The sequence below is a fragment of the Nocardioides caeni genome (assembly GCF_004912195.1).
GTDB classification, from domain to species: Bacteria; Actinomycetota; Actinomycetes; order Propionibacteriales; family Nocardioidaceae; genus Nocardioides; species Nocardioides caeni.
In genome coordinates this window covers 59,901-83,581 of record NZ_STGW01000012.1, presented here as the reverse complement: position 1 = coordinate 83,581, position 23,681 = coordinate 59,901, and the positions used below count along the sequence as shown (strand labels likewise).

At 71.9% G+C, this 23,681-nt stretch carries 20 protein-coding genes; 12 read left to right on the top strand and 8 right to left on the bottom strand.

Annotated elements, in window-relative coordinates:
- Window positions 1-38 precede the first annotated feature (38 nt).
- Together E9934_RS15540 and E9934_RS15535 are read left to right on the top strand one after the other, a co-directional pair.
- Entirely contained in the window at window positions 39-2,288 is a 2,250-nt protein-coding gene (locus E9934_RS15540) for a protein kinase domain-containing protein (RefSeq protein ID WP_136563805.1), read from the top strand.
- A 2-nt stretch (window positions 2,289-2,290) separates the two neighbouring features.
- Window positions 2,291-4,414 (top strand): serine/threonine-protein kinase, encoded by a 2,124-nt coding sequence (locus tag E9934_RS15535; RefSeq protein WP_136563804.1) that lies wholly within the window; start codon window positions 2,291-2,293, stop codon window positions 4,412-4,414.
- Between the two features lie 9 nt (window positions 4,415-4,423).
- Here E9934_RS15535 and E9934_RS15530 read toward each other — a convergent pair whose 3' ends face one another.
- Both E9934_RS15530 and E9934_RS15525 read right to left on the bottom strand, forming a co-directional pair.
- Window positions 4,424-6,337 carry a sensor histidine kinase gene (locus E9934_RS15530; protein ID WP_158295025.1) on the bottom strand — a complete coding sequence of 638 codons (1,914 nt, stop codon included), beginning with the start codon at window positions 6,335-6,337 and terminating at the stop codon, window positions 4,424-4,426.
- A gap of 73 nt (window positions 6,338-6,410) precedes the next feature.
- Entirely contained in the window at window positions 6,411-7,703 is a 1,293-nt protein-coding gene (locus E9934_RS15525; RefSeq protein ID WP_136563802.1) for an adenylosuccinate synthase, read from the bottom strand.
- A gap of 202 nt (window positions 7,704-7,905) precedes the next feature.
- Between E9934_RS15525 and E9934_RS15520 the strand changes: the two genes are divergently transcribed.
- The gene (locus E9934_RS15520) at window positions 7,906-8,283 is read left to right on the top strand and encodes a nuclear transport factor 2 family protein (protein ID WP_136563801.1); all 378 of its coding nucleotides are present in this window, start codon (window positions 7,906-7,908) and stop codon (window positions 8,281-8,283) included.
- A 164-nt stretch (window positions 8,284-8,447) separates the two neighbouring features.
- Here the strand turns inward: E9934_RS15520 and E9934_RS15515 are convergent, their stop codons facing one another.
- Complete coding sequence (locus E9934_RS15515) at window positions 8,448-9,881, bottom strand: carboxyl transferase domain-containing protein (RefSeq protein WP_136563800.1); 1,434 nt, start codon at window positions 9,879-9,881, stop codon at window positions 8,448-8,450.
- 40 nt (window positions 9,882-9,921) lie between these two features.
- Between E9934_RS15515 and E9934_RS15510 the strand changes: the two genes are divergently transcribed.
- Genes E9934_RS15510 through lysS form a run of 3 tightly spaced genes read left to right on the top strand, consistent with a single transcriptional unit; the run spans window position 9,922 to window position 13,602 of the window.
- Window positions 9,922-10,896 (top strand): diacylglycerol/lipid kinase family protein, encoded by a 975-nt coding sequence (locus E9934_RS15510; RefSeq protein ID WP_238694996.1) that lies wholly within the window; start codon window positions 9,922-9,924, stop codon window positions 10,894-10,896.
- 17 nt (window positions 10,897-10,913) lie between these two features.
- Window positions 10,914-11,837, top strand: a complete 924-nt coding sequence (locus E9934_RS15505) for a diacylglycerol/lipid kinase family protein (RefSeq protein WP_238694995.1) — start codon at window positions 10,914-10,916, stop codon at window positions 11,835-11,837.
- Window positions 11,838-11,859: 22 nt separating this feature from the next.
- Window positions 11,860-13,602 carry a lysine--tRNA ligase gene (gene lysS / locus E9934_RS15500; RefSeq protein ID WP_136563799.1) on the top strand — a complete coding sequence of 581 codons (1,743 nt, stop codon included), beginning with the start codon at window positions 11,860-11,862 and terminating at the stop codon, window positions 13,600-13,602.
- Here lysS and E9934_RS15495 read toward each other — a convergent pair.
- Window positions 13,592-15,100, bottom strand: a complete 1,509-nt coding sequence (locus tag E9934_RS15495; RefSeq protein WP_275106639.1) for a DHA2 family efflux MFS transporter permease subunit — start codon at window positions 15,098-15,100, stop codon at window positions 13,592-13,594. The genes lysS and E9934_RS15495 overlap by 11 nt on opposite strands.
- A gap of 57 nt (window positions 15,101-15,157) precedes the next feature.
- Here E9934_RS15495 and E9934_RS15490 point away from each other — a divergent pair, with 57 nt between their 5' ends.
- Window positions 15,158-15,580, top strand: a complete 423-nt coding sequence (locus tag E9934_RS15490) for a DUF3151 domain-containing protein (RefSeq protein ID WP_202977342.1) — start codon at window positions 15,158-15,160, stop codon at window positions 15,578-15,580.
- A gap of 67 nt (window positions 15,581-15,647) precedes the next feature.
- Here E9934_RS15490 and ilvA read toward each other — a convergent pair whose 3' ends face one another.
- Both ilvA and fbaA read right to left on the bottom strand, forming a co-directional pair.
- Window positions 15,648-16,934, bottom strand: a complete 1,287-nt coding sequence (gene ilvA / locus E9934_RS15485) for a threonine ammonia-lyase IlvA (RefSeq protein WP_136563798.1) — start codon at window positions 16,932-16,934, stop codon at window positions 15,648-15,650.
- Window position 16,935: 1 nt separating this feature from the next.
- Window positions 16,936-17,967: a class II fructose-bisphosphate aldolase gene (gene fbaA, locus E9934_RS15480; RefSeq protein ID WP_136563797.1), complete on the bottom strand. Its 1,032-nt coding sequence runs from the start codon at window positions 17,965-17,967 to the stop codon at window positions 16,936-16,938.
- Between the two features lie 126 nt (window positions 17,968-18,093).
- Here fbaA and E9934_RS15475 point away from each other — a divergent pair, with 126 nt between their 5' ends.
- Complete coding sequence (locus E9934_RS15475; protein WP_136563796.1) at window positions 18,094-18,519, top strand: hypothetical protein; 426 nt, start codon at window positions 18,094-18,096, stop codon at window positions 18,517-18,519.
- A gap of 36 nt (window positions 18,520-18,555) precedes the next feature.
- Here E9934_RS15475 and E9934_RS15470 read toward each other — a convergent pair whose 3' ends face one another.
- Window positions 18,556-19,242, bottom strand: a complete 687-nt coding sequence (locus E9934_RS15470) for a TrmH family RNA methyltransferase (RefSeq protein ID WP_202977341.1) — start codon at window positions 19,240-19,242, stop codon at window positions 18,556-18,558.
- Window positions 19,243-19,338: 96 nt separating this feature from the next.
- Here E9934_RS15470 and E9934_RS15465 point away from each other — a divergent pair, with 96 nt between their 5' ends.
- Both E9934_RS15465 and E9934_RS15460 read left to right on the top strand, forming a co-directional pair.
- A complete protein-coding gene (locus E9934_RS15465; RefSeq protein ID WP_238694994.1) occupies window positions 19,339-20,100 on the top strand; it encodes a DedA family protein in 762 nt (253 codons plus the stop codon).
- 95 nt (window positions 20,101-20,195) lie between these two features.
- Window positions 20,196-20,630: a VOC family protein gene (locus E9934_RS15460; protein ID WP_136563795.1), complete on the top strand. Its 435-nt coding sequence runs from the start codon at window positions 20,196-20,198 to the stop codon at window positions 20,628-20,630.
- Between the two features lies 1 nt (window position 20,631).
- Here the strand turns inward: E9934_RS15460 and pyrE are convergent, their stop codons facing one another.
- The gene (gene pyrE / locus E9934_RS15455; protein ID WP_202977340.1) at window positions 20,632-21,177 is read right to left on the bottom strand and encodes an orotate phosphoribosyltransferase; all 546 of its coding nucleotides are present in this window, start codon (window positions 21,175-21,177) and stop codon (window positions 20,632-20,634) included.
- A 36-nt stretch (window positions 21,178-21,213) separates the two neighbouring features.
- Here pyrE and E9934_RS15450 point away from each other — a divergent pair, with 36 nt between their 5' ends.
- Together E9934_RS15450 and E9934_RS15445 are read left to right on the top strand one after the other, a co-directional pair.
- A complete protein-coding gene (locus E9934_RS15450; protein WP_136563794.1) occupies window positions 21,214-22,389 on the top strand; it encodes a pyridoxal phosphate-dependent aminotransferase in 1,176 nt (391 codons plus the stop codon).
- 32 nt (window positions 22,390-22,421) lie between these two features.
- Window positions 22,422-23,657, top strand: a complete 1,236-nt coding sequence (locus tag E9934_RS15445; protein ID WP_136563793.1) for a phosphodiester glycosidase family protein — start codon at window positions 22,422-22,424, stop codon at window positions 23,655-23,657.
- Window positions 23,658-23,681: the final 24 nt, after the last annotated feature.

Below are 23,681 nucleotides of genomic sequence, written 5' to 3'. Positions count from 1 at the left end.
TCGCCCGACACGACGACCAGACTCGGGGGTGGTCCCACATGCGCGTGCCGGAGGTCGGCGACCAGATCGGACGCTTTCGCATCGACCGCGAGATCGGGCGCGGCGGGATGGGCGTGGTGTTCGCGGCCACCGACACCCGCCTCGATCGCACCGTCGCCCTGAAGGTGCTCACCCTGGCCCTCGACGACCCGGAGTTCCTGCACCGCTTCGACGACGAGGCCGCGATCCTGGCACGGCTCGACTCCCCGCACGTGGTGCGGATCATCGACCACGACGTGCACGGCGAGGTCCCCCACCTCGTCATGCAGTACGTCGACGGGCCGGACCTCGGCACGCACCTGCGCGCCCACGGGCCACTGGCCGTGGTCGATGCCCTGCGCCTGTGCGGCCAGGTGGCGCGCGGTCTCGACGAGGCCCACCGGCACGGCGTGCTGCACCGCGACGTGAAGCTCGCGAACGTGCTGGTGCGCTCCCCCGGGACCGCCGACCAGCACGCCTACCTGTGCGACTTCGGCATCGCCCGCGCCGCCCACCGACCGCGCCGCACCGGCGCCGGGGTGGTGCTCGGGAGCTGGTCGACGCTGGCGCCCGAGCGGGCCGACGGGGCTCCGGCGACACCGGCCAGCGACCTCTATGCCCTCGGCTGCGTGCTCTGGTCGTGCCTGACCGGCCTGCCGCCGTATCCCGGCGTGGAGGCGGAGGTCGCCATCGCCCACGCGCAGGCACCGATCCCGCAGCTGCCGGTCGCGGACCAGCACGGAGCCCGCGACGACCGAACCACGGGGATCAATGCGCTGCTCCGGCGGCTGCTGGCGAAGGACCCCGCCGATCGGCCGGCGGATGCCCGGTCGGTGCGGGACGAGCTCGAACGGCTCGCCGGCAGCACCAGCAGCACTGGTCCCGAGGTGCCGACCGCGCCGTCGCGCACTCCGACCGTCGAACGGCCTGCCGTCGCACCCCTGGGTCCCCGTCCGACGGCGCCTCCCGCATCCCTCGCCCCGACCATTCCACCGGGCAGCCCGGCCCCGCCGGCGTCACCGACGCCGAGGAGGCGCTCACGCACGGTGCTGATAGCCGGCGTGGTGACCCTGGCCGTGGTCGTCGCCGGCGTCGGGATCGCCCTCGCTCTCCACGACGACCCCGACAGCTCGGACGAGGACACCGCGGCGACCGGCGACCGTCCGACCACCACCGGGTCGGCTCTGCCGCCGACGGCCGGCGACCTCGATGGCGACGGTCTCGGCGACCTGACCGTGCTGCGACTCACGCCCGAGCTGCAGCCGGCCGTGCGGTGGACGCTGACCTCCGACGGCGTCTCCCTCGACGCGGCGGAGTCCACAGTGACCGCTCCCGCCGTGTGGACGGAGGGTCAGGGACGGTTGGTGCTCGGCGACGTCGACGGCGACGGTCGCCACGACGAGATCTGGTCGAGCGTCGCCGACGCCACGGTGCACATCGACGTCCTCCCGGCCGAGGGTGAGCCGTGGGAGGCCGCGTGGCCGCTGGCGGACTGGACCAACGGCGACACCCCGCTCGTGGCCGACTTCGACCACGACGGACGCGACGACCTCGCCTTCGTCAACGAGGTGCCGATCGACGGCCAACCTGCCGTCATCGACGTCGCCCTCGCCGGCGACGGCGGCTTCGAGGACCCGACGACGTGGCTGGAGGGGCCCGTCTTCGACGGCAACTACTTCCCGCACCTCGTCGACCTCGACGGCGACGGCTTCGAGGATCTCGCGGTCGACCTCGCCACCTTCACCCCCGACTTCCGCTTCACCTACCGTCTCCAGGCGCTCCGCTCGACCACGGATTCCTTCGAGCTGGTCGGCCCCGAGGTCAAGCACCGCCGGCAGGGATTCGCCGCCAACCACCAGGTCAGCGCCGATCTCGACGGCGACGGCCCCGAGGAGCTCATCTATGCCGGACAGCGGGGCCTGGCCGCCTCCCGGTTCGACGCCGAGGGCACGGCTGCGGTCGCCGAGCCGGTCTGGGAGGCGCCCGCCGACCAGGCAGCCGACTGGCGCTTCCGGTCGACCGGCTACGAGGCCTACTACCTGCGGCCCGACCTGTGGGAGGTCTCCGACCTCGACGGCGACGGCGACGACGACGTGGTGTTCCTGCGGCCCGAGGGCGACGACGCGATGGCGGTCGAGGTCTACCGCGCCGAGGACGGCACGTTGAGCGGCCCGACGGTCTGGGCCACGCTGCCCTGTAGCGAGGAGGGCTCAGGCGGCGAGCGCTGCAGCGACACCTTCCAGCTGGTGTCGAGCACGGGAGGACGCTGAGCATGGCGATGCCCCGCCCCGGTGAGATCGTCGGTCGCTATCGCATCGACCGTGAGATCGGTCGTGGCGCGATGGGCGTCGTCCTCGCGGCGACCGACGTGCGGATCGGTCGGACCGTTGCGATCAAGATGATCACCGCCGTCCACGACGCCGCTCCCGCCTTCCTGAGCCGCTTCCACGCCGAGGCGACGGTGCTGGCCGGTCTCGACTCGTCCCACATCATCGCGATCTTCGACCACGACGACACCGACGACGGTACTCCCTTCATCGTCACGCAGTACGTCGACGGCCCCGACCTCGCGCAACTGCTGGCCGACCACGGCCCGCTGTCGCCGCAGGAGGCGCTGACGCTGTGTGCCCAGGTCGCCCGCGCGCTCGGCGACGCGCACCGGGCCGGCGTCGTCCACCGTGACGTCAAGCCCGCCAACGTGCTGGTGCGCGGCGCGGGCACGCCCGACGTCCACGCCTACCTGTGCGACTTCGGGATCGCGCGCGGCGACTCGGCCGGCCTCACCGCAACCGGCGCCGTCGCGGGCACCTGGGCCTATCTGGCGCCGGAGCGCACCCAGGGGGCGCAGGCCGATGCGAGCACCGACCTCTACTCCCTCGGCTGCCTGCTCTGGACCTGCCTGACCGGCGCGCCGCCCTATGCGGGCTCCGACGTGCAGATGGCGATCGCCCACGCCCAGTCGCCGGTCCGCCAGCTCGTCGGCGACGACCCGTTCATCACCCAGCTCAACGCCTGCCTGGCGCGACTGATGGCCAAGCAGCGCGGCGACCGTCCCGCGGACGCAACGGCCGCGCGGACCGAGCTCGAGGCCCTGGCCGCGGCCGCGCCGCGGCACCGGCTGTCCGGTGCGCCGAACGGCCCCGCTGCGCCGTACGGCCCCGGAGGCCCGGCCGGTGCGGCGGCACCGACAGCTCCTCCGCCGGTGGCACCGCCGACACTGCCCCGCTCCGGACGGCGTCGCTCGCGGAAGGCGCGCACCGCACTGATCGCCACGGCCCTCGCCGTCGTCCTCACGATCAGCGGGGCGGCCGTCTGGGCGGGATCACGACTCCTCGCCGACGACGAGGGTGATCCGAACCCGTCGGACAGCTCGAGCCCAGGCGCGCAGCCCGACCGGATCGAGGGCGACATCGACGGCGACGGCTTCGGCGACGTCACGGTCATCGAGCGGGAGTCCGACGGCGGCGACGCCCTGATCGCGCTGGCCCGCTCGACGGGTCGCCGGCTGGAGGTCTCGACACCGGCGGTGGCGGAGATCGGCGTACCGGCGCTCGCCGACGTCGACGGCAACGGGATCACGGAGACGGCGTGGCAGGTGCCGCCGACCAGCGCGGGCGGGATCGTGCTCCGGATCGTCGCCCTCGACGGCTCACTGACGCAGGTCACCGTCGCTGAGACCGAGGACGAGACGTCCTGGGCCGGCGTCCCGGTCTTCGCGGACGTCGACGGCGACGGACTCGACGACCTCGTCATGGACGGCACCCGCCCCGGCGCATCGAACATCCAGGTGGCACTGTCCGACGGCGAGGCCTTCAGCGAGCTCACGTCGTGGTGGGACGGCCCGGACGTCGACGCGGACGTCGTCACCGCGGGCGACTTCGACTGCGACGGCGACGAGGACCTCGCTGCGATCTTCCACATCGGCAGCGCGACGACCCGCGAGCTCCACCTGCTCCGCAGTGACGACGGCCGCTTCACCGACACCGGCGCCGTCCCCGTGCTGTCCCACACCTGGGGCGAGTCCAGCTGGCTGGCGGCCGACGTGGACGGCGACGACGTCGACGAACTGGTCGCCGTCGCGGGCCGGGCAGGCCAGATCGGGGTGGCCGACCTCGCGGACGACCGGTTCGGCGAGCTCGTGATCGCACGGGACGCGGCCGGGACCTCCGCCGAGTGGGACGCCTACGTCGAGGAGTTCGGCGGCAGTCTGCCGCCGCACCGCTACGGGGCCTCCGACGTGGACGGCGACGGCGACGCCGATCTCGTGCGGCTCAACGACGAGACCTCCGCGGCGCTCGGCGTGCTGATCGCCGACGAAGGCCGCTTCGCCGAGCCCGTCACCTGGGCCGTGCTCGGCTGCGCGCTGTGCGAGGAGCTGCCGCAGATCGTGCCCTGACGCGCCCGATCAGTACGCCTGGAAGCGGGGGATCTGCGGCGAGGACGGCAACTCGAGCACGAAAGCTGACTTCTGGTCCTCGTCGGCGGGGACGTAGCTCGCCTCGCCGCCGTGCAGGCGGGCGATCTCGCGCACCAGGTAGAGACCGAGGCCCGTGCCGGCGGTGGCGCCGGCGTGGGCGAACCGCTCGAAGAGGCGGCTGGCGAGCCGGGGCTCGACGCCGTGCCCGGAGTCGCTGACGACGATCCGCACCCCCTCGCTCGTGCGATGTCCCGAGAGCACGATCGGTGGGCGGCCGTGACGGGCGGCGTTGTCGAGCAGGTTGTCGAGCGCCTGGCCGACGCGGCCCGCATCGGCGACCAGCTCGGCGTCCCCCTCGATGCGGACCTGGATCCGGGCCTCCGTGTGGGCGGCGTGGGCGCGGTCGGCAGCCGCTGACAGCAGCGAGCGCAGGCTCACGGGCTCGGGCGCGAGGGCGAGCGCCTGGGCCTGGACGTCGAACGCCGTGCGCAGGTCGGTGGCGAGGCGTTGCAGTCGCAGCACCGTCGACGACATGGCGTCGAGGACGGCCGCCTCCTCGGCCGGGTCGTGACGGGCACCGCCCCGCAGCAGCCCGACGGCGCCGTCGATGACGGCCGCCGGTGTCCGCAACTCGTGGGCCGTCACCGCCAGCAGGTGGGCCTGCTGCTCCATGGCACGGCGACGCTCCTCCTCGTGGGCGCGCTGCTCGGTCTGGTCACGAGTGATCTTGGCGAACCCGCGGTGCTGGCCGGCGTCGTCGTGGACGGCGGTGATGACGACCCGGGCCCAGAACATGCTGCCGTCGCGCCGGATCCGCCAACCCTCCTCGGCGTGGACGCCGTCGCGCAACGCGGCCTCGAGGTTGTGCTCGGGGTGGCGCGCCTCCTGCTCCGCCGCCGGATAGAACACCCGGAAGTGCTGTCCGACGATCTCCGAGGCGGTGTAGCCCTTGATGTGCTGTGCACCGGCGTTCCAGCTCGCGACGATCCCGTCGACGTCGAGCATGAAGATGGCGTAGTCCTTCACCGCGGTCACCAGCTGGCGGAAGATCTCCTCGCTGCGGCGCAGCTCGATCTCGGCCGAGACGTCCTGGATCTGCGCGAAGACATAGAGCGCGGCGCCCTTCGAGTCACGGATCGGGGTGAGGGTGACCCGGACCGTGCGGATCTCCCCGTCACTGCCGATCGGGTGCTCGAAGGACACGACGTCGTCGTCCTCCGCGACCCGCGTCAGCGCGTCGTCGAGGTCGTCGCCGTGGTGCCGGGTGAGGACGCCGTAGTCGAGCCCGACGAGGTCGAACGGCTCGGCGCCGGAGCGCTGCACCATGTCGGCCAACGCCCGGTTGGCGCGCACGATCGTGCCGTTGAGGGTCATGGTCGCCATGCCGATGGCGCCCTGGTCGAAGAGCTCGCGATAGCGCTCGAGGTGCTCGTCGAGGGCCGCCTGCTCCCGGGCGGTCTCGCGATCGTCGCCCCCCGCCACCCGCAGACCGCCCCGCTGCTGCGGCGTCCGGCCGGAAGGGGCGGCGCCGTGCCCGACGTGCGCCCAGAGACGCTCGACGACGGCCTCCAACGGCACCGACTTCTCGATGAGGTCCACGGCGCCGAGGAGCCGCGCCCGCTCGGCGAGGTCGCGCCCCTCGAACCCGGTGAAGATCACGACCTTCGTCTCCGGGGAGACCGCCAGCACCAGCGGCAGGCACTCGAGACCGTCGAGGACGGGCATCGAGGTGTCGAGGAGCATCAGGGACGGTTGGTGCTGGTCGGCCAGCAGAAGCGCCTGTCCGCCGTCAGCGCCCTCGGCGACCACGTCGAAGAGCCCCGACGCGCGCAGGCGCGTCGCGACGATCGACCGCAACTCAGCGGAGTCGTCGACGACCACCACCGTGGGCAGCTCAACCACGTGCGCCCCTCCCCATCTCGGACGTCCCACCCGCCCATACCCGGTCGGGGCAGGCTCATCCTGCCTTCTCCGGTCAGCGCAGTGGGTGGCGGACCACAGCCTGCTCACGCTCGGGACCGACACCGACGACCGAGATCCGCGCGCCGGAGCGCGCCTCGACGAACTCGACGTAGTCCTGCGCGGCCTTCGGCAGGTCCTCGAAGCTGCGGCAGCCGGAGAGGTCCTCGGTCCAGCCGGGGAGGTTCTCATAGATCGGCACGGCGTGGTGGAAGTCGCTCTGGTTGACCGGCATCTCGTCGTGACGGACGCCGTCGACGTCGTAGGCGACGCAGACGGGGAGCTCGTCGAGGCCGGTGAGGGTGTCGAGCTTGGTCAGCACGAAGTCGGTGACCCCGTTGACGCGTGCGGCATAGCGGGTGATCACGGTGTCCATCCAGCCGCAGCGACGCGGCCGGCCGGTCGTGGTGCCGTATTCGAAGCCCGCCTTGCGGAGGAACTCGCCCTTGCCGTCGGGGCCGTCGAGCAGCTCGGTCGGGAACGGGCCCTCGCCGACGCGTGTGGTGTAGGCCTTGGCGATCGCGATGACCTGGTCGATCCGGGTCGGGGGGATGCCGGTGCCGGTGCACGCACCCGCGGAGACGGCGCTGCTGGAGGTGACGAACGGATAGGTGCCGTGGTCGACGTCGAGCAGCGTGGCCTGGCCGGCCTCCATCAGCACGACCTCGTCGCGGTCGAGGGCCTCGTTGAGCAGCAGGCCCGTGTCGCAGACGTAGGGCGCCAGCCGCTCGGCGTGACCGCGCAGCTCCTCGACGGTCTGCTGCACCGAGGGCGCTCGGCGGTTGTAGATCTTGGTGAGCAGCTGCCCCTTGAGCTCGAGCGCGCCCTCGACCTTCGCGGTCAGGATCTTCTCGTCGAAGAGGTCCTGGATCCGGATGCCGATCCGGTTCATCTTGTCGGCGTAGGTGGGGCCGATGCCGCGGCCCGTCGTACCGATCCGGCGGGAGCCGAGGAAGCGCTCAGTGACCTTGTCGATGGTCCGGTTGTAGTCGGCGATGACGTGCGCGTTGGCGCTGAGCTTGAGCGAGGAGGTGTCGATGCCGCGAGCCTCGAGGCCGTCGATCTCGTGGAAGAGCACGTCGATGTCGACGACGACGCCGTTGCCGATGACCGGGGTGCAGCCGGCCGTGAGGATGCCGCTGGGCAGCAGGTGGAGGGCGTACTTCTCCTCGCCGATGACGACGGTGTGGCCGGCGTTGTTGCCGCCGTTGAACTTGACGACGTAGTCGACCTGGCTGCCCAGGTGGTCGGTCGCCTTGCCCTTGCCCTCGTCACCCCACTGGGCTCCGACGATCACGATTGCAGGCATCTCGGTTGCTCCTTCGCACGGACGGAGTCCCTCCGTCCCGGGCGAACCGGGCCGGCTGCTCAACGCACCACTTGTTGTTGGTGTCGGTCAAGCAAGAAGCCCCGGCAAGGACCGGGGCTCTCTTGCGGCGCAACGTTACCAAATCGCGAGGGAAGGACTAGATTCAGCGAAACAGGAACACGTTCTACTTTCAGGAGCAGCAGTGGGCGCCAGCCGCGAGAAGATCCTCGAGACCATCCAGCAGTACGTCGACCTCGTCGCCACCGGCACGTCGGCCGAGGTCGTCGCTCTCTATGCCGACGGCGCGACCGTCGAGGACCCGGTCGGTTCCGAGGTCCGCACCACGGCTGCGTCCATCGCCGAGTTCTACGGCGCCCTCGACGGGCTCGAGCAGACCGCGAAGCTGCTGCACGTGCGGATCGCAGGCAACGAGGCGGCCTTCGCCTTCGAGCTCGTCACCACCGCCGGCGACGCGACCTACACCCTCGCCCCCATCGACGTGATGACCTTCGACGACGACGCGAGGATCACCTCCATGCGGGCGTTCTGGTCGGGCGAGGATCTGATCGCCGGCCCCTGAGCTTGCGAAGGGGCCGCCAGCGATCGAGGTTGAGGAGCGTCGGCTCAGACCCGAGCGAAGCGAGGAACTGAGCGACGCGTCTCGAAACCCCTGCGACTACGCAGCAGAGTTCGCCGACCTCGCCACGTCTCGTGACGGCCGCGGGCGGCCTCCTCGACGACCGGCTATTTCGCCAGCTGGTGCGCCACCTCCGCGACCACCGCGCGGGCGAGGGTCTCGGCGTCGTCCGCGTCCAGCTCCGGTACGACGACGTGGACGTTGCCGTCCGCGAGGAGGCTGAGCGCGCCGACCTCCTGGTCGGCGGCCATGTCGGCGGCGTGCGAGGTGTCGCCGTGGCGGATGACGCTGGCCCCCTCGGGCGGCAGGGGCGAGAGCCAACCCCGCGAGGTCGCGACGACGGTACGGGCCGGGAGGAACGCGAGCGCCCCGCCCCCGCAGCCCTGGCCGAGGATCACCGACACCGTCGGCACGGTCATCGACACGAGCGTGGCGATGCATCGGGCGATCTCGCCGGCGATCGCGCCCTCCTCCGCCTGGGGCGACAGCTCGGCGCCGGGGGTGTCGACGACGGTGACCAGCGGCAGCCGCAGCGACTCCGCGAGGTGCATCGCGCGGCGTGCCTCGCGCAGGGCACCCGGTCCCATCGGGTTGTCGGGTGTCTGGCGGGTCCGGTCCTGGCCGACCAGGACGCAGGGCTGGCCGTCGAGACGGGTCAGGGCGATCAGGACGGTGTCGTCGCGCTCGCCCTCGTCGGTGCCGCGGAGACGGATCGTGGCCGGCGAGGCGCCGTACTTGAGGAGGTCGCGGACGCCCGCGCGCTCGAGGTCGCGGGTGTGCTCGATGTCCTCCCAGACGTGGTGGTCGGCCGACGTGCCGGGCACGACCGGCTCGCGGCGCTCGAGCTGCGGGTGGACGGCGGGGTCGACGACGACGCCGAGCGCTGCGTCGACCAGTGCCGGCAGGTCCTCGGTGGCGATGACGGCGTCGATGACGCCCTTGGCGGCGAGGTTCTCGGCGAGCTGGACGCCGTCGGGGAACGCCTGGTCGTTGAGCGCCTCGAAGACCTTCGGGCCGAGGAAGCCGACCAGTGCGCCCGGCTCGGCGACGGTGACGTGACCGAGCGATCCCCAGGAGGCATAGACGCCGCCGGTCGTCGGGTTGCGCAGCTGCACCAGGTAGGGCAGGCCCGCGGCGCGGTGCTCGACCAGCGCGCGGGAGATCTCGATCATCTTCACGAAGGCGCGGGTGCCCTCCTGCATCCGGGTGCCGCCGGACGCCGTGCTGGCGAGGATCGGCAGGCCCTCCACCGTCGCCCGTCGTACGGCGGACGCGATCCGCTCGGCCGCGGCGACGCCGATCGATCCGGCGAGGAAGCGGAACTCGTTGACGACGAACGCCACCGGCCGTCCGCGCACCGTGCCGCGTCCGGTGAGCACGGACTCGTCGGTGCCGGCCCTGTCCGCCGCGGCCCGCAGCTCGGCCTGGTAGTCCGCGTGGTGCCCGCTGATGTCGACCGGCTCGTCCCACGACTCGTAGGAGCCCTCGTCGAGCACGAGGTCGATCACTTCGCGGGCGGTCCAGCGGCGAGAGGTCCCCATGTGCCCGCACTGTAGGCCGTCGCGGGCCTACCCTGATGTCGTGCCCCAGCAGCTCCTCGTGATCACCAACAGCGCGGCCGGCTCCGCCGACCGGGAGGCGATCAACAAGGCGCTGACGGTGTTGCGGGAGGAGGCCTGGGTCGAGGTCCGCAGCACCCGCGACCTCGACGAGCTGTCCGGCGCGCTCACCGGAACCGCCGAGCGCACCGTCGTCGTGGCTGGCGGCGACGGCAGCATCCACGCCGTCGTGCAGTGCCTGCACGACCTCGGCGAGCTGGCGGGCCGCACGCTCGCCCTGCTGCCTCTCGGGACCGGCAACGACTTCGCCCGCGCCCTGGGCATCCCGCGCAGTGCGCGCAAGGCCGCCCGGATCGTCCTGGAGGGACACAGCCGGCCCACCGACCTGATCGTCGACGACGAGGGTCAGGTCACCGTCAACAACGTCCACATCGGTGCCGGCGCCGACGCCGGCCAGCGCGGCGCCCGGTGGAAGAAGCGGCTGCAGGTCGTCAGCGGTGTCGTGGGCGTCGGTCCCGTCGGCCTCGGACCGGCCAACCTGGGCCACATCGGTTTGGGACCGACCAACCTCGGCAAGCTCGGCTATCCGATCGGCGCCCTCCAGACCGCGATCAGCCCGCCCGTGCTGAACCTGCGGATCGAGGTGGACGGCGAGGTGGTGGCCGAGCCCGACGAGAAGATCCTCATGGTCGCCGTCGGCAACGGACCCACGGTCGGTGGCGGCACCGCCCTGACACCGGACGCCGACCCGCACGACGGTCTGGTCGACGTACTCATCGCGACCCCGGCCTCCCTGCTCGACCAGGTCGGCTACGTGCTGCGCCTGCAGGCAGGCAGCCACGAGACCCACGCCGAGGCACGATTCGTCCGCGGCCGCTCGATCACCGTCAGCGGGACCCCCTTCGACTGCAACAGCGACGGCGAGTTCAGCGGCCCGGTGGGCGAGCGCACCTGGCAGGTGCTGCCGGCGGCCTACTCGATGGTGGTCCCGGCGTAGACCCCTAGGCTGACCGCGTGGCCAGTGACCGATCGATGCTCGTGATCACCAACTCAGACGCGGGTACGGCGAACCAGGAGTCCCTCACCGCCGCGGTGGCGGTGCTGCAGGGGCAGGCCGAGGTCGAGGTCGTCGCGACCTCCGGACCCGACGAGCTCAACGACGTCCTGGCCGGAGCCGGTGATCGGACGATCGTGGTCGCCGGCGGTGACGGCAGCGTGCACGCCGTTGTCCAGGCACTGCACGACCGCGACGACCTGGCCGGCCGGACGATCGGGCTGATCCCGCTCGGCACCGGCAACGACTTCGCCCGCACCCTCGACATCCCGCTCGACGCGTGCGAGGCCGCCGAGCTCGTCGTCGCCGGCCACACCCGGCCGACCGACCTGGTCGTCGATGACGACGAGCACGTCACAGTCAACAACGTCCACGTCGGCGCCGGTGCGGCAGCCGGGCGGATGGGCTCGCAGTGGAAGGAGCGGCTGGGGTCGATCGGCGTCGGCAAGGTCAACCTGGGCCGGCTCGGCTACCCGATCGGCGCTTTGCAGACGGCACTCCGCCCGCCGAGCCTGCGCGTCCTGGTCGAGGTCGACGACGCGGTCGTCGTGGACGTGGACGAGCAGGTGCTGATGGTCGCGGTCGGCAACGGCGCCTCGGTCGGCGGCGGCACCGAGCTCACCCCTGACGCCGTGCCCCACGACGGCCAGGTGGACGTGCTCGTGGCCACGCCGGTCTCGCGGGCGGCGCGACTGGGCTATCTCCTCCGGCTGCCGTTCGCGCGGCACGAGGAGCACGCGGACGTCCGCATCGTGCGCGGCCGCACCGTCCGGATCGCCGGGACCGCCTTCGAGTGCAACAGCGACGGGGAGATCGACGGGCCTGTCCGTGCCCGCAGCTGGCGGGTCCTGCCGGCGGCGTACTCGATGGTGGTCCCCCGCTGATCGCGCCCTAGTCTTGGGACCCGTGGCACGAGGACAGCGCAACCAGCAGGGCAACCACCAGGGCAACCAGCAGGGCAACCAGCAGCAGGCCCCCAGTGACTGGGTGACCCGGACCGCCGACCTGGCGCTCCGGCACGCCGAGCAGGTCAACGGCGGCACCCTGCCCGACGTCGTCACCTGCGCGTCCGGCATCAGCCCCTCGGGGCCGATCCACCTCGGCAACCTGCGCGAGTTCCTGACCGTGCACTTCGTGGTCGAGGAGATCCGCCGCCGCGGCATCACCGTGCGTCACCTGCACAGCTGGGACGACTACGACCGCTTCCGCAAGGTCCCCGCCGGCGTCGACCCGTCGTGGAGCGAGCACATCGGCAAGCCGCTGTCCGCCGTCCCCGATCCCACGGGCGAGTTCCCCAGCTGGGCCGAGCGCTACAAGGCGCCGCTGCGCGCCGCGCTCGCCGAGCTCGGCTGCGACATGGTCGAGGTGAACCAGACGGAGATGTATCGCGCGGGCACCTACCGCTCGCAGATCCTCACCGCCATCGAGAAGCGCGGCGAGATCGAGACCGTCATGGCGCGCTTCCGCACCAAGAAGGCCGCGCCGGTCGACGCCGAAGGCATGGACGACACAGAGTCCGTCGAGTCCACCGCCGAGGAGGAGGCCGGGCACGGCGCCTCGGACGACCTGGCGCGCTTCCCCTACAAGCCCTACTGCCGCGGTTGCGGTCGCGACACCGTCACCCTCACGTCGTACGACGACGCGAGCACCGACCTCGCCTACACCTGCGACGCGTGCGGCGAGTCCCACGTCACCAACGTCGCGACGCAGGACGAGGGCAAGCTGGTGTGGAAGGTCGACTGGCCGATGCGCTGGACGTTCGAGGGAGTCCACTTCGAGCCCGGCGGCGTCGACCATGCCTCCCCCGGGTCGTCCTACACCGTCGGCAAGGAGATCGTCGGCCCCGTCTTCGGCGGCACCGCCCCGTCGTTCGTCGGCTACTCGTTCGTCGGCGTCGCGGGCATGCCGAAGATGTCGTCGTCGAAGGGCGGTGTCCCGACCGCCGCCGAGGCGCTGCGGATCCTGGAGGCACCGATCCTGCGCTGGCTCTACGTCCGCCGGCAGCCGAAGCAGGCGTTCAACGTCGACTTCGGTCAGGAGGTGCTGCGGCTCTATGACGAGTGGGACGCACTGGGCAAGAAGGCCGCGATACCGGAGAAGCGGGACGCCGCGGTGCTGGCGTGGGAGCGGGCGTCCGCCACGTCGACCGCCGGCACCCTGCCGACGCCGGCCGTCGTCGTCCCGTTCCGCATGCTGTCGTCCGTCGCCGACGTGACGGCCGGGTCGCGCGAGATCACCGCCCGCACGGTGGGCGCCGCCGAGGCCGACCTCGAGCCGCGGCTGACGAAGGCCGCCACGTGGATCACGTCGTACGTCGACCCGGAGGAGCGAACCACCGTGCGCGAGGCGGCCGACCTGGACCGGCTCGGCTCACTGTCCGAGGACGAGTCGCGCTGGCTCGGGCTCCTGCTCGACGGGCTGCCCGAGGCCTTCGGCACCGACGAGCTGACCACGATCATCTACGGCGTCCCGAAGCTCGTCCGCGGCCTGTCCGTGGAGGACGCGCCCACCGACGAGGTGAAGGCCGACCAGAAGGCGTTCTTCAAGCTGCTCTACGAGCTGCTCGTCGCCGCCGAGCGTGGACCCCGCCTGCCCACCCTCTTCGCGGCCCTGGGTCCGGAGAAGGTGCGCTCCCTGCTCACTCCTTGATGCCCGCCGCCGGCGCCGCGACCGGCGCCCCGCCGAACCCCGCGTGCTTCGGCGCCTCGTAGAAGAGGACGGCGACCAGCCCGACGGCGTACATCGAGGCCGGCAGCCACAAGGCGTCCTGCATCGCGTTGCTGAAGAGCGCGGCGGCGTGGGGGTCGGCGATCTTGTCCGCACCCGCGTCACCGTGCGCGGCGGCACCGGGGAGGTAGTGCGCGAGCCTGCTGTCCATCAGCACCGCGATCGCGGCGGCCCCGAGGACGGAGCCGACCTGGCGGGTGGCGTTGTAGACGCCCGCGCCCGCGCCGGCGAGGCTCATCGGCAGGTTGCGGTTGGCGGTGGCGGCCGTCGGTGCCCAGATGCAGGCATTGCCGACGCCGACGACGCCCATCGCCACGCCGAGCTCCCAGACGGCGACGTCGGGCTGGAGCCGCCAGAGCAGCAGCAGGAAGCCGAAGAGACTGACCGCGAAGCCGAAGCCGGTGATCAGCCGCGGGTGCAGTCGATCGGTGAGCCTGCCGATCGGCCGGGCCAGGAAGATGGACATCACGGCCATCGGCACCATGAGCAGCGCGGCCTCGGTCGGCGAATAGCCCCGGACCGCCTGGGCGTAGAGCATCAACGGGAAGCCGAAGGCCGCAGCGATCGAGCCCATGCAGGCGATCGCGACCGTGGACACCGAGAAGTTGCGGTCCTTGAACAGGCTCAACGGCACCAGCGGCTCGGCCCGGTTGAGGCGCTGCCACAGGATGAAGATCGCGAGCAGGACGGCGCCGGCCGTGATCATCGCGACGATCCAGCCTGCCCAGTCCTCCTGGTGACCCTCCTGGATGCCGAAGCAGAGCAGGAACATCGCGGCGCCGGAGAGTGCGACGCCCAGCCAGTCGAAGCTGTGGGCGTGCGTCGGCAGGGCGGGGACGCGCCGCCACGCCATCGCGAAGGCGACGATGCCGACGGGGATGTTGACGAAGAAGATCCACTCCCAGCCGAGACCGTCGGTCAGCACCCCACCGAGGATCGGGCCCACGACCATCGCGACACCGGCGGTGGCGCCCCACACGGCCATCGCGCTGCCGCGCTGGGCCGGCGGAAAGATCCGGGTGATGATCGCCATCGTCTGCGGCGTCATCATCGAGGCTCCGAAGCCCTGCACGATCCGCGCGACGATCAGGGCCTCGACCGTCGTGGTCAGGCCGCACCACAGCGAGGCGAGCGTGAAGACCGTCAGGCCCGCGAGATAGAGGTTCTTCGAGCCGAACCGGTCGCCGAGCCGGCCCGTGATGAGGACGGGCACCGCGTAGGCCAGCATGTAGGCGCTGGTCACCCAGACGACGTCGTTCACCGAGGCGTCGAGGTCCTCGATGATCGTCGGCGTCGCGACGGTCACGATCGTCAGGTCGACCAGGATCATGAAGAACCCGATGACCAGGGCCCACAGTGCCGGCCACGGGTTCGTCACCTCGGAGGTGCTGTCGTCCTGCGGGGGTGCGCTCTGGGTCACGAGCCGAGTCAACACCCGCGCGCCGACATCGTGCGACCAGGGGGACACAATGGGCGCATGAGCATCACGCCCGGCGCCGACCTGATGGCCGGCCCCCCGCCCACGCACCTGCCCGTCGATCCCGCCGCGGAGCTGCTCGCGGCCGGCGAGGCGCCCGCTGCCGTCGTACGCCGCCTCCCGGCCTCGCCCCTCGCCTGGGCGACCCTCGCCGAGCAGGCCCGCGACCAGGGTGCCGACGACGTGACGATCTATGCCTACGCCCGGGTCGGCTACCACCGCTCGCTCGACACGCTGCGTCGCAACGGCTGGAAGGGCAACGGGCCGGTGCCGTGGGAGCACGAGCCGAACCGTGGTTTCCTGCGCGCTCTCGGGCTGCTCGCGATCGCGGCCCGCGCGATCGGCGAGACCGACGAGTGGGAGCGCTGCGCGAGCTTCCTGCGCGACTCGAGCCCGACGGCGTACGACGAGCTGCTGGGCTGACGGCCGTTCATGCCTGCCCGCCCCTCGCGGGCTCCCCGGCCACCGGGGAAGCGCTGACGGTCGGCCGTCAGCTCAGGACGAAACCGAACAGCGGGCTGTCCGGCGGCACCTTCTCGACCCGCAGGCGCGAGGACTCCATCCGGGCGAGCAACGCGGGCAACTCGGTGGCGCGCTGCATCTCGACGCCCACGAGCGCGGGACCGGTCTCGCGATTGTTGCGCTTGGTGTATTCGAAGAGGGTGATGTCGTCGTCGGGCCCCAGCACCTCGTCGAGGAAGCGGCGCAGCGCGCCCGGCTCCTGCGGGAACTCGATGAGGAAGTAGTGCTTGAGCCCCTCGTGCACCAGCGCCCGCTCGACGATGTCGGCATAGCGGGAGACGTCGTTGTTGCCGCCCGACACCACGACCACGACACGTGAGCCGGGGATCAGGCGGTCGGCGACCGGGTCGAGGCGCAGCGCCGCCGCGGCCAGGGCACCGGCGGGCTCGGCGATGATGCCGTCGACCTGGTAGAGGTCGAGCATCTCGACACAGATCAGTCCCTCCGGGACCGCGACGGCCGACAGGTCCACCAGCGCCCGCGCGTCGGCCACCGCGGCATAGGTGAGGTCACCGACCCGCCGGACCGAGGCGCCGTCGACGAAGGGGTCGACGGTCTCCAGCTCGACCGGACCGCCTGCATCCAACGCCGCGGCCAGGGACGCGGCACCGGCCGGCTCGGCCGCGATCACCCGGGTGCCGGGCAGGCGCTCGCCCAGCACGGTGAGGCACCCGGCGATCAGGCCGGCGCCGCCGACGGGCAGCACGAACGCGTCGGGGACCCAGCCCAGCGCGGCGGTCTGCGCCAGCACCTCCGCGGCCACCGTGCCCTGACCAGCAACGATCCCGGGATGGTCGAAGGCGGGGATCACGGTCGCGCCGGACGCGGCGGCGAACTCGGCGGCGGCGACCGCGGCGTCGTCGTAGGCCTCGCCGGCGATCACCACGTCGACGACGTCGCCCCCGAGCGCGGCGACCCGGTCGCGCTTCTGGCGCGGGGTGGTGCGCGGCAGGAAGATCGTCGCCCGCACGCCGGCACGGGCGCAGGCGAAGGCGACGCCCTGCGCGTGGTTGCCGGCGGACGCGCACGTCACCCCGCGCAGCCGCTCCTCCTCCGACAGGCCGGCGAGCACGGTGAAGGCGCCGCGCGCCTTGTAGGAGCGCACGGGCGTGAGGTCCTCACGCTTGAGCCACACGTCGAGCCCGGTCAGCGCGGACAGCCGGTCGGCGCGCTGCAGTGGCGTCGGCGGGATCACCGGCGCCAGCAGCTCGGCGGCCCGGTCGACGTCCGCGGTGGTCGGCAGTGGAGCAGTCACCTCAGCCGATCGTCTTGCCCGCGGCCCGCAGGTTCTCGCAGGCCTCGACCACACGGGCGGCCATGCCGGCCTCGGCGGCCTTGCCCCAGGCGCGCGGGTCGTAGGCCTTCTTGTTGCCGACCTCGCCGTCGACCTTGATGACGCCGTCGTAGTTGTTGAACATGTGGGCCGCCGCGGGCCGGGTGAAGGCGTACTGGGTGTCGGTGTCGACGTTCATCTTCACCACGCCGTAGTCGACGGCGGCGGCGATCTCCTCCGGAGTGGAGCCCGATCCACCGTGGAAGACCAGGTGGAAAGGCTTGGCGCCGGCGCCGAGCCCGAACTCGGTCGCCACGGCCTCCTGCGCGGCCTTCAGCACCTCGGGACGGAGCTGGACGTTGCCGGGCTTGTAGACGCCGTGCACGTTGCCGAAGGTCAGCGCGGTCATGTAGTAGCCGCGGTCACCGTGGCCGAGCGCCTTCGCGGTGGCGATGGCGTCCTCGGGGGTGGAGTAGAGCTTCTCGTTGATCTCGTTCTCGACGCCGTCCTCCTCGCCGCCGACCACACCGACCTCGATCTCGAGGATGATCTTCGCCTCGATGCACTTCTCGAGCAGCTCGCTGGCGATCGACAGGTTCTCCTCCAGCGGTACGGCGGACCCGTCCCACATGTGCGACTGGAAGAGGGGCGCCTCGCCCCGGGCGACGCGCTCGGCCGAGAGGGCGAGCAGCGGCCGGACGAAGCCGTCGAGCTTGTCCTTCGGGCAGTGGTCGGTGTGCAGGGCGATGTTGACGGGGTAGTTCTTCGCGACCTCGGCGGCATAGGCGGCGAAGGCCACCGAGCCCGTGACCATGTCCTTCACGTTGGGCCCGGAGAGGTATTCGGCGCCACCCGTCGAGACCTGGATGATGCCGTCGGAGCCGGCATCGGCGAAGCCCTGGAGCGCCGCGTTGAGGGTCTGGGACGACGAGACATTGATGGCCGGGAAGGCGAACGCGCCGGACTTGGCGGCGTCGAGCATCTCGGCGTACTTCTCCGGGGTGGCGATGGGCATGCTGGCTCGCTCCTGGGCAGGGTCGGGTGACGGGGCTCAACCTACCCTGCACCCTTTGTTGCGCCCGAGTGCAAGTCGGTGCAACAAATGCCCGGGCGGATCGTGGCGGTTCGTAGCGTTCTGGCCATGCGCTCCCTCTCGGCCCTCGCCACCGCCGCCGTCCTCGGGTCCCTGCTCCTCGCCGGCTGCAGCGGCGACGGGGACGGCGAGAAGGACGCCGATCCTGCGCCGTCGCCGACCCGCGACGACAACGGCATCTCCCTCGTCGACTGCACCGAGCCGCCCGCGGAGGACGCCGCCGGGCCGCAGGAGATCGACGACGTCGACTGGGCCCGCGACATCGCCGACCAGGTCGGCGAGGCGGTCGAGACCGAGGACGTCCGGTTCTGCATCGACTCCTCCGGGATGCCCTACTTCTACGCCTTCCTCGACGACGCCCCCGAGGACGCCGAGGACACCTGCTCCGTCGCGACGGCCGCCGTGACCGAGGGCCTCGACACGGTCGCCACCGTCGCCCTGGTGGTCGACGGCGAGTCGACCGCCTGCGACTGACCGCACCCGGGCGGTCCCGTCAGCCTGTGGTGGCGGTCAGCCCCGCCAGGCCTCGTCGCCGCCGAGGTCGGCGTGCTGGCGCACCCAGGAGTGCATCGCGATCGCGGCGGCGGCCGACGCGTTGATCGACCGGGTGGAGCCGAACTGGGCGATCGAGAAGGTGCCGTCGCACGCCTCGCGCGCCGCCTCGGACAGGCCCGGCCCCTCCTGCCCGAAGAGGAAGCAGACCCGCTCGGGGAGGTCCATCGTCTCCAGGTGGGCGGAGCCGGGCAGGTTGTCGATCCCGAGCAGCGGCACCCCGATCTCGGCCAGGTGGGCGTGCAGCTCGGCGACCGTCGGGTGGTGCCGCACGTGCTGGTAGCGGTCGGTGACCATCGCCCCCCGCCGATTCCACCGCCGGTTGCCGACGATGTGCACCTCGGCGGCGAGGAAGGCGTTGGCGGAGCGGACGATCGTGCCGATGTTGAAGTCGTGCTGCCAGTTCTCGATGGCGACGTGGAAGCCGTGCCGGCGGGTGTCGAGATCGGCGACGATCGCGTCCATCGACCAGTACCGGTAGCGGTCGACGACGTTGCGGCGATCGCCCGTGGCGAGCAGCTCCTCGTCGTACACCTCGGAGCCGGGTCCGGAGGGCCGCGGTCCCTCCCACGGGCCGACCCCGACCTCGGGAGGACCGTGCGGCATCGGGTCGTACGGCGCCCGCTGCTCCTCGACGTCTGACATCCTCGGCAGCCTATCGACCAGCTGTCGACCAGCTGTCGACCAGCTGTCGACCACCTATCGGCCACACTGCTGGGCACCGGAAGGTAGTTTGTCGTCGTGCACCCGCCGGTCGTGACCCCGCTGCTCGTTCCGATGCTGCTGGGGATGAAGTGGATGGAGCCCGACTGGCTCCTCGAGCAGTTCCAGTCCGAGCTCTTCTGGCTCGCGGTGCTGATCATCTTCGTCGAGTGCGGGCTGTTCTTCCCGTTCCTCCCCGGCGACACCCTGCTCTTCGCACTGGGCATCTTCATCGCCACCGAGAAGATCGACCTCTTCCCCGGCCCGCGGCTCCTCGAGCTCGCCCTCGCCCTGACCCTGCTCGCGCTCGCCGGCTTCCTCGGCAACGTCGCCGGCTATGAGATCGGACGCAAGCTCGGGCCGCCCATCTATGAGCGCGACGGCCGGATCCTCAAGCGCAAGTACTTCGACCAGACCAGCGCGTTCTTCGACAAACACGGCAACAAGGCGCTCGTGATCGGACGCTTCGTGCCCTTCGTGCGGACCTATGTCACGGTCGTCGCCGGCGTCACCCGGATGGACCGGGGCCGCTTCTTCAAGTGGAGCGCCATCGGCGCGGTGCTGTGGGTCGCCTCGATCCTGTTCCTCGGCTACTTCCTGGGCCGGGTCCCCGTGCTCGGGCCGTTCCTCGAGGAGAACATCGACTACACGATCCTCATCATCCTCGCCTTCTCCGCGGTCCCGATCGCGTGGGAGTGGTGGCGCCACAAGCGCACGTCCGGCAAGGCCGCCGAGGACAACGACGGCGACGGCGTCCCCGACCGCGACATCGCGGGCATGGACACCACGCAGCACGACTGACAGCCTCGATCCGTGGACGCGGCGGCCGGTCCGATGAGTCCGGCGACCGTGCCGGGTCTGACCCTGCACCAGTCCGATCGACCCGAGGAGCCGACATGACGGCGTACCTGTCCCCCTACATCAACTGGCGCGGCCAGGCCCGCGAGGCGATGGAGTTCTATCACTCCGTCTTCGGCGGCCAGCTCGACGTGATGACCTTCGCCGACATGGGCGGCACCGCGATGGGCGTCGCCGAGGCCGAGGTCGACTGGGTGATGCACTCGGCGCTGACCGTCAGCGACTCGTTCGTGCTGATGGGCGCCGACCACCCCGGGCACGTCCCCGGCGAGCCGGTGCCGGCCCAGGTCAGCCTCGCCGGTGCCGCCGAGGACGAGGACACCCTCCGCGGCTGGTGGGCAGGTCTCTCCGACGGCGCCACCATCCACGAGGAGCTCAGCCAGGCGCCGTGGGGTGACACCTTCGGGATGCTCGTCGACCGCTTCGGGACCAACTGGCTGATGAACATCTCGGGGCCCGCGCCCGCCGAGTAGCTCAGACCCGGGAAGCTGCCCGCGCCACGTCGAGCTCGGCCTTGGTGAGCACCGCGCGCACCTCGAGGCCGACGTCGGCGAGCGGGTTGGCGTCACCGGGGCTGCGGTCGATCGCGCAGACGACCGTCTCGACGACGGCGCCGCCCTCGCGCAGCGCACTGGTCGCGTCGCGCACGGCGCCGCCCGTCGTGATGACGTCCTCGATCAGCACGACCCGCTTGCCGTCGTACGACGGGCCCTCGGCCAGCTTGGCCGTGCCGTATTCCTTCGCCTTCTTGCGCACGAAGATCACCGGGATCCCGACGAGCTGGCTGACGGCGGTCGCGATCGGGATGCCGCCCATCTCCAGGCCGCCGAGCAGGTCGATCTCCGGCGGCAGCAGCTGCGCGACCTCGCGTGCGACCCGCGCGAGGAGCTGCGGGTCGGCCTCGAAGAGGTACTTGTCGAAGTACTCGTTGCTCACCTGGCCCGAGCGGAGGGTGAACTCGCCCGTGAGGCGGCAGGCGGCGTCGATGTCGGCAGCGAGGCCGGTGTCCGTGGTCGTCACGCTCCGAGGCTATCCAGTCTCGCTACTGTCGGCTCCATGCACTCCCCCGCCCGTCGGGTCGCCGGCATGGGATCCACGATCTTCGCCGAGATGTCCGCCCTCGCGGTCCGGACCGGCGCGATCAACCTCGGCCAGGGCTTCCCCGACACCGACGGGCCCGCGCTGATCCTCGACTCCGCGGTCCAGGCGATCCGCGGCGGAGCCAACCAGTACGCCCCCGGCATCGGCATCCCGGCGCTGCGCCAGGCGATCGCGCGCCACCAGCAGCGGCACTACGGCATCGAGCTCGACCCGGACACCCAGGTCACCGTCACGACCGGGTGCACCGAGGCGATCGCGGGCGCGCTGCTGGGGCTGGTCGACCCCGGCGACGAGGTCATCGTGCTCGAGCCGTCCTACGACTCCTACAACGCGATGATCGCCTTCGCAGGAGGAGTACGACGCCCGGTCACGCTGCGCGCCCCCGACTTCCGGCTCGACCCGGCGGAGCTGGCGGCCGCCGTCTCACCGCGAACCCGGCTCCTCCTGCTCAACTCCCCGCACAACCCCACCGGGCGGGTGCTGGACGCCGGCGAGCTGGGCGCCGTGGCCGAGGTCGCGATCGAGCACGACCTCCTCGTGGTCACCGACGAGGTCTATGAGCACCTGACCTTCGACGGCCGGGCGCACGTCCCGATCAGCACGCTGCCCGGCATGGCCGAGCGCACGCTCACGCTGTCGAGCGCGGGCAAGTCCTACTCCGTGACCGGATGGAAGGTCGGCTGGGCGACCGGGCCACCCGAGCTGGTGGCGGCGCTGACCGCGGCCAAGCAGTGGCTGAGCTACACCTCCGGCGCGCCGCTGCAGCCGGCGGTCGCCGCCGCCCTCGACGAGGCACCGGACTTCCCGGCCACGCTCGCGGTCGAGCTGCAGGCCCGGCGGGACGAGCTCGTCGCCGGTCTGCGCGGGGCCGGGCTGGCGACGTACTCGGCGCAGGGGACGTACTTCGTGACCAGCGACGTCGCCGACCTCGGCTGGTCCAGCGGACGGGAGTTCTGCCTGGCGCTGCCGGAGCGCGCCGGCGTGGTGGCGGTGCCCCTCGAGGTCTTCTATGACGACCCCGACGGGCCGGGCGCCGGTCGACACCTGGTGCGCTGGGCCTTCTGCAAGCGCCCCGAGGTGATCGCGGACGCGACCCGACGGCTCATGGCGGCCGACCTGAGCAACGCCTGACGACGCGGTCAGGGATTGCCTAGGCTTTGCGGGTGCGGCGGACGAGCAGGGCAGCCTCGGCGCTGATCGTCTCGATGCTCGTGGTCGGGGGGTCGGTGGGACCGACACGACTGCCCGCCGGGGCCGACCAGCACCACACCTCGCGCGGGTCGGACCGGGGCGCGAGCCAGACCTCCGACGGCCTGCCGGGCGAGCCAGTGCCGTTCGCGGGACTGCTGCGCAGCGGGGTGCCCGTCGTCGAGGACGAGGTCGGCTGGTCGATCCGCCCCGGGCTGTCCTTCCGGCGCTGGCGGCAGAGTGATGCCCGGGGCCCCAACCGGGTCCAGGTCATCACCGCCGACCTCGACGTCGATCGGCTGCGCGTCCGCTATCTCAAGGCCGGAGACGTCCGGGACCGCAAGGGTGTGGTCGGGCTGGTCCGGAGCAACCGGGCCGTGGTCGGCGTCAACGGCGACTTCTTCGACATCGGCGGTCTCGGCGCGCCCCTGGGGCTCGGGGTCGATCTCGGGCGCGTGCGCCACGGCACCATCGGTCGGCCCAACGCCGGGTTCCAGATCGGGCGCGACCGCCGTCCCGTCTTCGGTCCGGTGGCCCTCGAGGCACGAGTACGGAGCCGGACCCCGCTGGCGATCACGCGCCTCAACTCCCCGACCGTCCCTCGCGGCGAGATCGGTCTCTACACCTCAGCCTGGGGCCCGCTCGCGGGCCGGGCGGTGCTCGGCCTGCCCTCGGGAACCCATGTCCGCGAGGTGCAGGTCCGGGGCGGCAGAGTGACCCGGGTCAGCCGCACCCTCACCGCAGGACGCCGCCTGAGCGGGCACGTCCTCGTCGGACAGGGTCACGCCGCGAACGCGCTGGCGCGGCTCCGCGTCGGGCAACGAGTCACGATCAGCGTGCGGGCACCGGCGCGGCCGCGCATGGCGATCACCAGCAACGCCTTCCTCCTGCGCGACGGCGTCGTCCGCGCGGGAGACGACCGATGGATGCACCCACGGACGGCCGTCGGCCACGACCGGGACGAGAACCTGCTGTTCCTGGTCGTCGTCGACGGCCGATCCGCATCGAGCCGTGGCATGACGATGGTCGAGCTCGCGACCCTGATGCGATCGCTCGGCGCCGACGACGCGCTCAACCTCGACGGCGGGGGGTCCTCGACGATGGTCGCGCCCCGGGCGGACGGCGTGCTCGGTGTGCTGAACAGGCCGTCCGACGGCCGCCAACGCGCGGTCCCCAACGGGATCGGGATCGACCTGCGACCCGCACGCTGACCTGCTCCGGTCGCCGGCGGGCCG